Origin of the sequence: Halorubrum sp. Atlit-26R (assembly GCF_003666015.1) — an archaeon.
Taxonomy (GTDB): Archaea; Halobacteriota; Halobacteria; order Halobacteriales; family Haloferacaceae; genus Halorubrum.
In genome coordinates this window covers 126,223-138,363 of the sequence record NZ_QPLT01000006.1, presented here as the reverse complement: position 1 = coordinate 138,363, position 12,141 = coordinate 126,223, and the positions used below count along the sequence as shown (strand labels likewise).

At 68.6% G+C, this 12,141-nt stretch carries 13 protein-coding genes; 4 read left to right on the top strand and 9 right to left on the bottom strand.

Annotation, left to right across the window (positions count from 1 at the left end):
* Positions 1-22: 22 nt before the first annotated feature.
* Positions 23-646 (bottom strand): helix-hairpin-helix domain-containing protein, encoded by a 624-nt coding sequence (locus DVK07_RS08700; protein ID WP_121596680.1) that lies wholly within the window; start codon positions 644-646, stop codon positions 23-25.
* 103 nt (positions 647-749) lie between these two features.
* On the opposite strand from DVK07_RS08700, the gene DVK07_RS08695 reads away from it, so the two are divergent.
* Entirely contained in the window at positions 750-1,208 is a 459-nt protein-coding gene (locus DVK07_RS08695) for a transporter (protein WP_121596679.1), read from the top strand.
* A gap of 473 nt (positions 1,209-1,681) precedes the next feature.
* On the opposite strand, the gene DVK07_RS08685 is transcribed toward DVK07_RS08695, so the two are convergent.
* The gene (locus DVK07_RS08685; protein WP_121596678.1) at positions 1,682-2,506 is read right to left on the bottom strand and encodes a shikimate dehydrogenase; all 825 of its coding nucleotides are present in this window, start codon (positions 2,504-2,506) and stop codon (positions 1,682-1,684) included.
* Positions 2,507-2,582: 76 nt separating this feature from the next.
* A complete protein-coding gene (locus tag DVK07_RS08680) occupies positions 2,583-3,719 on the bottom strand; it encodes a DUF373 family protein (protein WP_121596677.1) in 1,137 nt (378 codons plus the stop codon).
* 220 nt (positions 3,720-3,939) lie between these two features.
* On the opposite strand from DVK07_RS08680, the gene DVK07_RS08675 reads away from it, so the two are divergent.
* The gene (locus tag DVK07_RS08675; protein ID WP_121596676.1) at positions 3,940-4,989 is read left to right on the top strand and encodes an RNA-guided endonuclease TnpB family protein; all 1,050 of its coding nucleotides are present in this window, start codon (positions 3,940-3,942) and stop codon (positions 4,987-4,989) included.
* A gap of 240 nt (positions 4,990-5,229) precedes the next feature.
* Here the strand turns inward: DVK07_RS08675 and sppA are convergent, their stop codons facing one another.
* The 3 genes from sppA to DVK07_RS08655 all read right to left on the bottom strand — a co-directional run bounded on the left by sppA (position 5,230) and on the right by DVK07_RS08655 (position 8,156).
* Positions 5,230-6,165 (bottom strand): signal peptide peptidase SppA, encoded by a 936-nt coding sequence (sppA, locus tag DVK07_RS08665; protein ID WP_121596675.1) that lies wholly within the window; start codon positions 6,163-6,165, stop codon positions 5,230-5,232.
* 141 nt (positions 6,166-6,306) lie between these two features.
* Entirely contained in the window at positions 6,307-7,230 is a 924-nt protein-coding gene (locus DVK07_RS08660) for a coiled-coil protein (protein WP_121596674.1), read from the bottom strand.
* A 248-nt stretch (positions 7,231-7,478) separates the two neighbouring features.
* Positions 7,479-8,156: a 2,5-diamino-6-(ribosylamino)-4(3H)-pyrimidinone 5'-phosphate reductase gene (locus tag DVK07_RS08655; protein ID WP_121596673.1), complete on the bottom strand. Its 678-nt coding sequence runs from the start codon at positions 8,154-8,156 to the stop codon at positions 7,479-7,481.
* A gap of 118 nt (positions 8,157-8,274) precedes the next feature.
* Here DVK07_RS08655 and DVK07_RS23265 point away from each other — a divergent pair, with 118 nt between their 5' ends.
* Both DVK07_RS23265 and DVK07_RS08650 read left to right on the top strand, forming a co-directional pair.
* Positions 8,275-8,400 carry a transporter gene (locus DVK07_RS23265; protein WP_199719444.1) on the top strand — a complete coding sequence of 42 codons (126 nt, stop codon included), beginning with the start codon at positions 8,275-8,277 and terminating at the stop codon, positions 8,398-8,400.
* 39 nt (positions 8,401-8,439) lie between these two features.
* Positions 8,440-8,874 carry a VOC family protein gene (locus DVK07_RS08650; RefSeq protein ID WP_121596672.1) on the top strand — a complete coding sequence of 145 codons (435 nt, stop codon included), beginning with the start codon at positions 8,440-8,442 and terminating at the stop codon, positions 8,872-8,874.
* Between the two features lie 41 nt (positions 8,875-8,915).
* On the opposite strand, the gene DVK07_RS08645 is transcribed toward DVK07_RS08650, so the two are convergent.
* The 3 genes from DVK07_RS08645 to DVK07_RS08635 all read right to left on the bottom strand — a co-directional run bounded on the left by DVK07_RS08645 (position 8,916) and on the right by DVK07_RS08635 (position 12,127).
* Entirely contained in the window at positions 8,916-9,122 is a 207-nt protein-coding gene (locus tag DVK07_RS08645) for a hypothetical protein (RefSeq protein WP_121596671.1), read from the bottom strand.
* A gap of 68 nt (positions 9,123-9,190) precedes the next feature.
* Positions 9,191-11,356 carry a methionine--tRNA ligase gene (metG, locus tag DVK07_RS08640; RefSeq protein WP_121596670.1) on the bottom strand — a complete coding sequence of 722 codons (2,166 nt, stop codon included), beginning with the start codon at positions 11,354-11,356 and terminating at the stop codon, positions 9,191-9,193.
* 318 nt (positions 11,357-11,674) lie between these two features.
* Positions 11,675-12,127 (bottom strand): pyridoxamine 5'-phosphate oxidase family protein, encoded by a 453-nt coding sequence (locus tag DVK07_RS08635; RefSeq protein WP_121596669.1) that lies wholly within the window; start codon positions 12,125-12,127, stop codon positions 11,675-11,677.
* Between the last annotated feature and the right edge of the window lie 14 nt (positions 12,128-12,141).

Genomic DNA, 12,141 nt, shown 5'->3' with positions numbered 1-12,141 from the left:
AACAGTTGCGGTCGGTCGACCCTCAGAACTCGCTCGCGCGGTCGATCCACGTCGCGGCGCGCTTCTCGCCGACGCTCGTCCCCTCCGCCACCTCGGCGGCGTCCGCGTCGGCGAGGTCGTCGACCGTCTCGATGCCGATCTCCGCGAGGCGCTCGGCGTACGCCGGGCCGATACCCTTGATCTCCTCGACGCTCGGGCCGCGGTCGTCGTCGTCGACCGCGACGTCGTCGCTCTCGCCCGCCGCGGCCTCCGCCTGCTCGGCCGCCTCGTCGGCACCCGCGCCCTCGTCGTCGACGAGCGACTCGGTCGAGGCGGCGGCCTCCGTCTCGGCGGCGACCGCCTCCTCGTCGGTCTCCGGGGCTTCGTCGGCCTCGGTTTCGGGGCTCTCGCCGGTCTCGTCGGTCTCGTCGGCCTCGCTCCCCGCAGGTTCCGGTTCTTCAGCAGATTCCGCTTCAGCCGCCGATTCCGCTTCAGCCGCCGCTTCCGTCGTCTCGACCGGTTCGCTCGCCTCGGTGCCGTCGGTCCCGGACGCGTCGGCCGCCGGCTCCGATTCCCGCTCCACCGTCACTTCCGTCTCCCCGGACTCGCGCTCGCCCGAACCGCTCCCGAATCCGAGCTTCTCTTTGAGCTTCTGAAGTAGCGCCATTGCCGACGGCTACACATGCGAGATATTTAAAAACCCTTTCCGACGCAACCAACCGCGATTCCGTCTCGCCGGTTTATAAGTGGGGCCGGCGCGTTCCGATGGTATGGACGTTCTCAACCCCGTGATGTGGTCGGTCCACGTCGGCTTCGCCGTCCTCTGGGTCGGCAGCGTGCTGTTCGTCACCCTCGCGGTCCTGCCGCCCGCGCTCCGCGGCGACATCGGTACCGAGGCGCTCGGCTCCCTCGTCGGCCGCCTGCGCTGGATCACCCGTATCGGCGCGGTCGCGTTCGTCGCCACCGGCGGGCACATGGCCGGCACGCTGTACACGTTCGAGGCGCTGACGGGGACGCCCCGCGGCCACCTCGTCCTGACGATGCTCGGGCTGTGGTTCGTCGGCACCGGGCTCGTCGAGGTCGGCGGCTCGAAGCTGGCCGACGGCCTCGACGCCGACAAGCTCCGCGAGCCCGCCCGCGAGGCCAAGCCGTTCCTCTACGGCGCGTCCGCCGTCTCCGTCGGACTCATCGTCACCGCGGGGCTGCTGGCGAGTCCGGGACTGTTTTAAGAACACTCGCGCGCCGCTGTCGATACTCTCATTTAGGGTATTGTCGACCGCGCGGCGAACACTTCCGAAGTCCCAGCCGCTCGCTTATAAACGGCTGACTGCGGATCGCCGGTGAACGCCTCCATAGCTTCGGTCGCTCGCTTATAAACGGCTGACTGCGGATCGCCGGTGAACGCCTCCAAAGCCCCAGCCGTGAGGCGGGCGCACGCTCGCTGCGTTCCTCGGTCGCTCACTTCGTTCGCTCCCTGCGGTACTTGCGTCGCCTGCGCCCGCCTCACGACTGCCCCTTTGAGTCCCGCCCCACACCGCTCCGCACCGCACCTCACGCCTCCCCAGCCTCGTCGGGCACGTCTTCGGGCTCCCTGCGGTCGCCCTCGTCGCGCCCGACTCCCTCGCGCGTGCTCCTCGCGTCCTTCGGACGCTCGGAGGCACGCGCCACCGCGGTTCTATTTATAAATGATCGTGCCGCTCCCTCACTCCAGCTCCGCGCGCAGCGCAGCGTTCATCGCCTCGACCGGCGCGTCCTCGCCGGTCCAGATCTCGAACGCCTCGACCCCCTGGTACAGGAGCATCCACGCGCCGTCGACCGTCGTCGCGCCCGCTGCGGCGGCCTCGCGCAGCAGCCGGGTCTCGATCGGGGCGTACACCGCGTCGAGCACGGCGAGGTCGCCGTGGAGGTGCTCGGCCGGGACGGGCGTCTCGTCGGGCGCCTCCATCCCGACGCTCGTCGCGTTGACGAGCAGGTCGGCGGCCGCGACGCGGTCGCCCAGGTCGTCGAGGCCGCCGCCGGTCGCGCCCGGAACGTCCCCGGCCAACTCGACCGCGCGCTCCGCGGTCCGGTTCGCGACGTGGACCGTCGCCCCCGCGTCGGCCAGCGCGAACGCGGCCGCCCGCCCCGCGCCGCCCGCGCCGACGACGAGCGCGTCGCGGCCGTCGACCGTCACGTCGTGGTGCGCGAGCGCCCGCGTCACCCCGGCGGCGTCGGTGTTGTGGCCTCGTGGGTGGTCGGCCTCGCCCGCGCGGACCGGCCCGTAATCGACCGTGTTGACCGCGCCGATGCGCTCGGCGAGCGGGGCCGCGTCGACCGCGTCGAGCGCGTCTTGCTTGAACGGAACCGTCACGTTGAGCCCCGCCACGCCGAGGTCGGCGGCGCCCGCGATCGCCGCGGCCGCGGCGTCGGCGTCCGGCTCGAAGGTGACGTACCGCGCGTCGAGGCCGAGCGCCTCGTAGCCCGCCTCGTGCATCGGCGGCGACAGCGAGTGGCCGACCGGGTTCCCGATCAGTCCGTACACGTCCATGCCCGCTCACGCGGCCGCGACCGACAAAAGGCGGTCGGTCGCGGGCGGATCCGCTTCCCCGGTTCCGCCCGCGGTCTCACTCTCGCTGCCCCTCGGCGTCCCGCTCGGCGTCGATGACGTCTTCGAGGGTCTCGGTCCCCACGTCGCTGGCGACCTTGACGCCGACGAGCGACACGACGATGCCGCCGACGATGAACGCCGCGAGCTGCTGGACCGGCGTCATCGTCATCCCGTACATCGACAGCGGCTCGTGGATCGCCTCCTGCGCGAGGAAGTAGCCCGCGAACCCGCGAACGACGAGGGCGACCGCGCCGATGACGAACGGGAGGTTGAGGTACGGCGTCCGGATCCCCTCGTCGCGGATCAGCTCGTCGAGCAGCCGCCCCACGGCCGCGGTCACGCCCGCGACCGCGAACCACGGGACCGCGGCGTAGGCGAACTCCACGACCTCGACGAGCCGGGACGATCCGGGCCCTAAGTCCGAGGCGGCGAGGAAGCCGAAGAACCCGCCGACCAAGGCGAGCCCGCCGGCGACGACGTACGTCACGACGGACACCTGCCCGGCGTACAGGGCCTCGCGGACCCGCTCGGGCATCCCCGCCACGAACCGGTCGATCGCCAGGCCCTTGTACAGCAGTGCGGCGCCGAGCAGGCCGGCGACGCCCGCGACCGCCTCGCCGGCGGAGAACCAGTAGAACAGCGCGGGGACCAGAAGCAGCGCGACGCCGAACGGCACGAGGATCGTCGAGCGCAGCTGCTCGTCGGCGAGGAACTGCTTGAGCAGGTAGTAGGTGGACTCGATGTCGCGGGCCTGCCGGACGACGACGCGGTCGACGGAGTCGACGGGGACCCGCGACTCGACGACCGGGAGGACGCGCTCGTCCTCGGCGGAGTCGACGACGACGATCGCGGCCCGCGGGTCGTACCGCTCCACGAGGTCGTCGAGCTGGGAGGCGATCGAGCGGTCGGCGCCCACCGCGGTGTCGCTCTCGGCGGAGACGACCGCCACCACCGACTCCTCGCGCTCGTCCCGGAGGTCGCGCGCGACGCGCAGCGACTCCAGCAGGCAGTTCACGCTGGCGTCCTCGGGGTCGTCCAGCCCGGCGTCCGTGACCAGCGACCGGACGGCCTCCCAGCCGGCGACCGGCATCGGGACGTTGGTGGCGCGACCGATCGCTCCGGACCGGTCGACGCAGATGACCAGCGTCGTCACGTGTCGTCCCACACCGCGACCGGACAAAAATCCTCCCCGTCGACCGCCGCGTGCGGTTCGGCCCCCGCGGCCCCTCTCCCGCCCGTTACGGAAGTGTGAGGAGAAAGCCCCGTGCTTTAGCGCGGGGATGAATCCGACAGTCGATGACACGAACCACCGACCATATCGCGCCCGATATTCCACCAGATACATAATGATGGCACGTCTAATTACAGATGTAATGGTCACGGTGGCTGTCACCGCCAAGTTCCACAATCCATCCCTCTCACGACGGAAAGAGTGGCAACGCGCCTCTCGTCTCTACCGTGATACCAAACAGTTCTGTATTGACGGATGGGAGAACGGCGACTTCGGGAAGTCCGTGACCACGTCCAGCATCAACAACGACCTCTACTCGGCTATTCAGAACCAAGCCATCCGAGAGGCGAAATCCGACCACAGCAAGGACGGGGAGGTTCGCTACCGAGAAAGTCAACCGTTCGCCATCAACAACCAGAACTGGGAAATCGACACGACTGAGAACGGCACGGTCGTCGTCGGCTTCCCGTGCGTCTCTCAATGGTGGTACACTCCGATTGAGGTGTACGACGATATTGCCGACCCCGTAGCCCGACTTGTCGAAGGTGACGCCGACAAGACTCGTCTACAGGTCTACCGCCGTGGCGACGACTGGTACTGTACGTTCAACGTCGAATACGACGCCGACGCGTCGGGTGAGACGCCTATCGGTGTCGATATTGGTGAACGGCATATCCTCGCTGTGACCGCCTACGGTGAGGACGAATCAATGCTGGTGTCTGGTGGTGAGGCGAAGTACGTTCGACGCAAATATCGTTCCCTACGCGATTCGCTCTCGGAAGCGGGTGCGCTTCGCGCACGTAACCGTGTAGGTGACAAAGAACAGCGTCGAATCGCGGACTTGAACCACAAACTCTCCCGTCGGCTCATCACGTTCGCGGAACAGTTCGAGAATCCCGTCATCCGGATGGAAGACCTCAAAGGTATCCGCGAGAACAGCTCATGGTCAGGTGTTCACTCGTGGCATTTCCACCAACTCCAACAATTCATCACGTACAAAGCTGAACGCGCTGGGATTCGTGTTGAACAGGTCGATGCGTACCATACCAGCCAGCGGTGTTCAGCGTGTGGTTCGATGGGAACCCGTGATGGCGACCACTTTTCGTGTTCGGAGTGCGGTCGAGGACGCCACGCAGACCTGAACGCTTCAGAGAACATCGCACAACGGGAGGGAGAACCATGTACGGCGTAGCAGTTCGGCTGACGCGAACCGTACTACCTCGCTGGTTGAATAGCCAGCCGTCTTCGACGCTCGCTGTATGCGGGGAGGAAGGCCCCATTGACAGGGCTGTACGCGCTGGAAAGCACACCGTTGGTCACAACTCGGTGGCGACCGTTGACGGCCCACGCGAAAGCGTCCTTGAGGCCCGAGGAAACGCGCAACCTGAATATCCCCTTCGGGGAATCCTCGCGCTTTAGCGCGGGGAGGATGTCAACGGAACTCCACGTCGATGTCGCCGCCGTCGTCGACGAAGGCGTCCGAGACCCCGCTCCCGGCCGCGAACGCGACGCGCTCGGCGCCGATGCCGAGCCGCTCGGCGAGCCCGCGCTCCGGCGTGAACTCGCGCACCTCGGGCTCGGCCCCGATCAGGTCGGCGAGCCGGTCCTCGACGTCGTCCTCGGTGCCCAGCTCGTCGACGAGCCCCATCTCCGCGGCGTCATCGCCGAGGTACACCCGCGCCTCGGTGTCTCGGATCTCCTCCGGGTCCATGTCGCGCCCCTCGCTCACGGTCTCGACGAACTGCTCGTAGTAGCTGTCGATGATCCCCTGGAGGTACTCGCGCTCGTCCTCCTCGATCTCCTTCAGCGGGACGCCGGCGTCCTTGTACTCGCCCGCGGTGAACTGCTCGTAGGAGATGCCGAGCTTGTCCGCGAGCCCCTTGGCGTTCGGCCGCGACCCGACGACGCCGATGGAGCCGACGAGGCTCGCCTCGCGCGCCCACAGCTCGTCGCAGCCGCTCGCGATCCAGTAGCCGCCCGACGCGCAGGTGTCGGTCGCGTACGCCACCGTCGGCCCGTCGAAGTCGGCGGCGGCCCGCCGGATGTCGTCGCTGGGCACGACCTCGCCGCCGGGCGTGTTGAGCTCGACGAGCAGCGCCTCGACGTCCTCGTCCTCGTCGGCCGCCTCGATCTGCTCGACCACGTCGTCCGCGGTCGTACCGCCCGACCCAGACAGCGGGGAGGGGCGGCCCTGTCGCCGTCGGATCGGTCCCGAGACCGTCACCTTCGCGGCGTTGTACTCGTCGGCGTCACCGAACCGCCCGCCGGTGAGCCGCCCGAGGAGCGCGCGGCCCGCGATCGTCGTCGCCGCGCCCACCGCGGCGGCCGCGAGCAACCCCTTCCGTCCGTCCGTCGAGGCGTCGTCCATACCGACGGTTGGCGGCGCTCCCGTTTATATGCTGCCGTGGACGGCGCCGGCCGCCGAGGTCGGGCGGCCGCGTTCGACGAGCGCGTCGCTGTCGACCGTGAAAAACCGCAGAAAACCGCGTCGAACCGCGTCTCGGCCGGCTTACAGGAGGCCGGTCTTCTGGAGCTTCATCAGGTCCTCGGTGTCGAGCGTCTCGCCCTCCTTGAACTTCTGGTAGATCTCCTCGGCCTCCTCCTTCTCCTCTTCGCGCTTCTCGGCGCGCTCGTCCTGCCGCTCTTCCTCCTCCTTCTTGTCGAGCTCGCGCAGGCGCTTCTGGACGCGGACGAAGTCCTCGTGGTGGCGGTCGGCCGCCTCCTGGGCCTCGACGAACAGCTCGTGCATCTCGTCGGCCTCGTCGCGGATGTCGTCGGCCTCGCGGTAGGCCTCGATCATCTGGTTGTGGTGCTCCTGGGCCTTGTCCGCGAGCTCCGTCACCTTCTGGTGGTGCTGGGACGCCTCGGAGCGGACCTCCTCGGCCTCCTCGACGAGGTCGTCGAGCTCGCTCGTGTCGTCGACCTTCTCCTTCTTCTCGGCGAGCTTCTCGCGCTTGTCGTCGATCTTCTCGATCAGCTCGCGCTCGTCCTCCGCGTCGAGCACTTCGGTCTGCTGGCGGAACTCGAGGTCCTCGATCTCCTCTTCGAGCTCTTCGATGGACTTCCCGGAGCCGAGCTCCATGTCCTGTTTGAGCTCCTCGACCTCGTCGAACAGCTCGTTGGCCTCGGCGTTGAGCTCGTTGCGCTTGTCCTTGTGCTCCTGGACCTGCTCGTTGAGCTCGTCGCGCTTCTCGCGGTGTTCCTGGGCCTCGTCGACCTTCTCGCGCGTCTTCGCGTTGAGGTCGTCGCGCTCGGAGGCGCGCTCGGACGCCATCTGGTTCAGCTCGTTGCGTCGGTCCCGCAGCTGGCCGGCGCGTTTGATGAGCTGGCCCTTGGAGCCGTTCTCCAGGTCGTCCTCAGAAAGGTCCACGTTGTCCGCCTCGTCCATCGGTTCCACGTCGTACTGCTCGATGACTTCTTCTTTCGTTACCATTTGTTATCTCTCCATCACCGCTCCGGCGATAGCGAACGCTCGCTGTGGTGCGTCGGGCCGTCTGCAAGAACTCCCGTTCATTTCAGCGTGCGATTCCACCAGCGCCAGAGGCGTTCTGGTACCCGCAACTACCCCCGGGCGATACATAAATACTTCGGTGATTCTCGTGCGTACCGGTGCCACGGCGCGTGTACCCGACGATTTCCGTGGTTACTGTTCACACGGGGACGGGGATCGACGACCGCCGATCAGGCCCCGCCGTTGTCCCCGACCTCGTACGAGAGGACGACGCCGTCGTCGAGCCGCTCCGTCCCCGTGAGCGTCAGGTCGGGGAATCCTTCCGTGAAGCCGGCGCCGTCCGCCAGCGTGGGCGCGTCGCGGCCGCCGATCACGAGCGAGCCGACGTAGACGTGGAGTTCGTCGACGACGCCCGCCTCGAAGCAGGAGAAGATCACCTCGCCGCCCCCCTCGATCATCAGGCGGTCGACGCCCCGGTCGGCGAGCCGATCGAGCCCCTCGGCGACGTCGACGCGCTCCTCGCCGGCCACGATCACCTCCGCGCCGGCGTCGGCGAGCGCCTCCCGTCGGTCCCGGTCGGTCGCGGCCGAGACGAGCAGGTACGTCGTCGCGACGTCGTCGAGGATCCGGGCGTCGGTCGGCGTCCGGCCGGTGGAGTCGACGACGACGCGGGCGGGGTCGCCCGGCCGCCCGTTCCGCAGGCGCTCGACGCGGCGGTCCTCCTCGTCGAGCGTGAGGTGCGGGTCGTCCGCGATGACGGTTCCGACCCCGACCAGCACCGCGTCCGCGGCCGCTCGGACGCGATCGACCCGGTCGAAGTCCTCCGGCCCGGAGATCCGGAGCTGTTCCCGGCGGCGGGTGGCGAGCTTCCCGTCGACGCTCTGGGCCGCGTTGACGACCACGTGCATACGCGAGGGTCGTCCGGACGCGGAATGGTCGTTTCGGTCGGCGAGGTCGCGCGACCGTCGGCCGTGGAGTTCGCCGCGACCCAAAGCGTATCCGACGCGGGACCGAAGCTGGCGCGTCATGAGAACGTCGACGATCGTCGTCCTGATCGGTGTCGCCCTGTTCCTCCTCCCGATCCCCGGCACGTTCATCCTCGGCGCGTTCGTCGTGCTCGCCGGGCTCGCCGCCCGCCTGTTCGGGCTCTGACCCGACACGGTTTCCCGGGCGGCGACCGTCCGACCGCCCGTGTCCGACCCAACCGCGCACCACGTCGGGGTCACCGTCACCGACCTCGACCGAGCCGTCGAGTTTTACACAACGACGTTCGACCTCGACGTCGTCGCCGAGTTCGCCGTCGGCGGCGACGCCTTCGCCGAGGCGGTCGCCGTCGAGGGCGCGTCCGCCGAGTTCGTACACCTCGACGCCGACGGCGCGGTCGTCGAACTCGTCGCGTACGACGCGGCGGTCGAGTCGGACGACGACTCCGCGACCGACGACCCCGACCTGAACCGCCCCGGCGCGACCCACCTCGGGCTCACGGTCGACGACGTGGAGGCGTTCTACGCCGACCTCGCGGACGACGTGGAGACGCTGAGCCCGCCGCGAACGACCGAGATCGGGACGACGGTGCTGTTCGTACGCGACCCGGAGGGGAACCTGATCGAAGTCTTGGACGCCTGAGGAGAGCGCCGGACCGCGCGGCAGTCGGACCGTGCGCCGGCCTACCCCGTCATCGACTCGCGGAGCACGAGCAGCGACATCGGGACGCTCGCGGCCACGAGCCCGTAGACGCCGCCGAGGATCGGCTCGACGCCGAACTCGGGCGCGAGGAGGTAGCCGGCGGCGAACCCGATCGGGTCGCAGACGACCGCGACGGCGATCAGCTGTGCCTGAAACGAGAGGGCCTCGAACCGACGGAGGAGGGCCATACCCGGATCGTCGCACGTCAGTCAGATAAAACTTCGAGAACCGTCGGCGTGAGGGTGGCGCCGCGGCCTCACTTCACCTTCGTGCCGGGCGCGGCGTCCTCGTAGGTGGTGAGGAGGTCGGCCTCCTCGCCGGCCGCCAGCACCATTCCGTTCGACTCGACGCCGAACAGCTCCGCCTTCTCCATGTTCGCGAGCACGATCACCTTCGTGTCGGAGAGTTCGTCGACGTCGTGGAGCTGCTTGAGGCCCGCGACGATCGTCCGGGTCTCCGCGCCGAGGTCGACGGTGAGCTCCACGAGGTCGTCGGCGCCCTCGATCCCCTCCGCCGCCTCGATCCGCCCGACGCGGATGTCCATCTCTTGGAACTGTTCGAAGCCGATGCGGTCGTCGCTGAGGGGTTCGATGTCGGTCATGTCGGTGTCGTCGGTGTCGTCGGTGTCGGTTTCGTCGTCGCTCTTGTCGTCGTCGGTCTCGTCGCCGTCGTCGCTCTCCGACGCGGCGACGCGCGCTTCGAGCTTCTCGTTCAAGTCCTCGACGCGCTCGTCTTCGATCTGCTCGAACAGCTCGGTCGGCTCGCTCAGGTCGCCGGCGGGTCCCTCGCGGGCGGCCTCGACGGTCGCCTCGTGGACGGAGCCGGGCTCGCCGAGCTGGGCCCAGAGCCGCTCGCTCTTCTCGGGTGCCAGCGGCTCGAAGAGGACGGCGATCGCCTTCGCGAGCGCGACGCAGTCGTAGATGACCCGTTCCGCCTCCTCGGGCTCCTCGTCGACGAGCTTCCACGGCTCGTTGCGCTGGATGTACTCGTTGCCGTAGCGCGCGAGGTCGGTGACGGCGTCGCCGAGCGCGCGGACGGAGTAGTCGTTGACCGCGGCCGCGAACTCCTCGACGGCCTCGTCGATCCGCGCCGCCACCTCGTCGCTCGGGGCGTCGGCGTCGGGGCCGTCCTCGTAGTTGCGGTGGGCGAAGAGGAGGGAGCGGTAGAGGAAGTTGCCGACGGTGCCCACGAGCTCCGTGTTGACGCGCTCGGCGAACTTCTCCCACGAGAAGTCGACGTCCTGCTGGAACCCGCCGTTGGTCGCGAGGTAGTAGCGCAGCGGGTCGGGGTGGAACCCCTCGTCGAGGTACTCGTCCGCCCACACCGCGCGGTCGCGGCTGGTCGAAAAGCCCTTGCCGTCGAGCGTGACGAAGCCGCTCGCCATCACCGCGCGCGGCTCCGCGTGGTCGGTCGCCTCAAGCATCGCGGGCCAGAAGATCGTGTGGTGCTGGATGATGTCGCGGCCGATCACGTGGACGATCTCGCCGCCCTCCGGATGCTCGTCGCTGACGCCCTCCTTCCAGGCGGCCTCCCAGTCGAACGCGTCGGCGCCGACGCGCTCGGAGAACTGCTTCGTCGAGGAGATGTACTCGATCGGGGCGTCGACCCAGACGTATAAGACGAGGTCCTGGGAGTCGGCGGCTTCGCCGCCTTCCCGAGGCGACTCCGTCGCCTCGCCGCCCGGGTAGTCGATCCCCCAGTCCATGTCGCGGGTGATACACCAGTCCTGAAGCCCCTGCTCGATCCACTCGCGGGGCTGGTTCCGGGCGTTCGAGGTGCCTTCGAGGCGGTCGAGGAAGCCGGAGAGGTAGTCGGCGAACTCGGAGACCGCGAAGAACTTGTGGGTGCGCTCGCGGTACTCCGCGGGGTTGCCGGTGATCGTCGACTCGGGGTCCTCGACCTCGCCGGGTTCGAGGTGGCGCTGGCACCCCTCGTCGCACTCGTCGCCGCGGGCGTGCGCGCCGCAGTACGGACAGGTCCCCTCGACGTAGCGGTCCGGGAGGAACTGGTCGTCGACGGGGTCGTACGCGACCATGATCTCCTTCTCGTAGAGGTGGCCCCCCTCGTCGAGGTCGCGGACGAGCTGCTGGGTGATCTCGGTGTTCGTCTCGTCGTGAGTGTGACCGTAGTTGTCGAAGTCGACGTTGAACTCGGGGAACGTCTCGGCGTACTGCTCGTGCCAGTCGAGCGCGAACTCCTCCGGGGAGACGCCCGCCTGCTCGGCGTTGACCGCGACGGGCGTCCCGTGCATGTCGGAGCCGGAGACGAACGCGGTCCGTTGGCCGAGTCGTTCGAGCGCGCGGCTGTACACGTCGCCGCCGACGTAGGTGCGGAGGTGACCGATGTGGAGGTCGCCGTTGGCGTACGGCAGTCCACAGGTCACCACCGCCGGGCGGTCGGTGGGGAAGTCGTCGTGGCTCATGTGGTGTGTGTATCGTGTGTCGGTCGATCGGGTCTAAAGCCCGCTGGTTCGGGGCCGACGAAGATCGCGCAGGTCGCGAGGGGGTTTGCGCGGTCCGCGATGTCGACGGTCCGGGCGCTGCGGGAAGGCGACGGGATTCGCCGCCGCGTCGGCGCCGGCCGCGTTACCGGCCGGCGCCGACGCGACGGGTCCACCCGTCGCTAAAAGGAGCGCATCCGCATCTCGGACCGTCGACGCCGTGTCACGCTTCACGCTTCGGACGGTCCCGTCTAAAAAGCGTCGCCCCGAGCCGGGCTGACGGCGGTCTCGGCCGAGGCCTCAGGGCTCCATCGCCCGCTCGGCGCGGCCGGTGAGTCGGTCCGGATCGAGCCGGTAGAACTCGAACGTCACCTCGCTCGTCGGCTCGCCGAAGACGTCGACTATCGGAATCCGCTCCGTGCGTTCGAGGCCGGCGAGCGACTCCGTCGAGTCCGCGTCGTCGGTGGTCGACACCAACCGACCGCTCGCCACCACGCTCTTCCACCGTCCGTCCGCTTCCCCGTAGGTGACGAACGTGACGCCGCGGTCGGTAGGGTTCGCCTTTCCGCTCTCTTTCCCGACGGCGAGGCGGAAGTAAAACACCTCCTCGACCGGGTCGTACCCGTACGACACCGGGACCGAGTGAGGTGGATCGTCCCCGTCCGTCGACAGGGAGAGGACCCCCGTTCCCGACCGCCCGAGGAACTCGTCGCGCTCGTCGTCCGCCATCCGAACCGCGTCCGTGCTCTCCATACGCGATCGTCGTG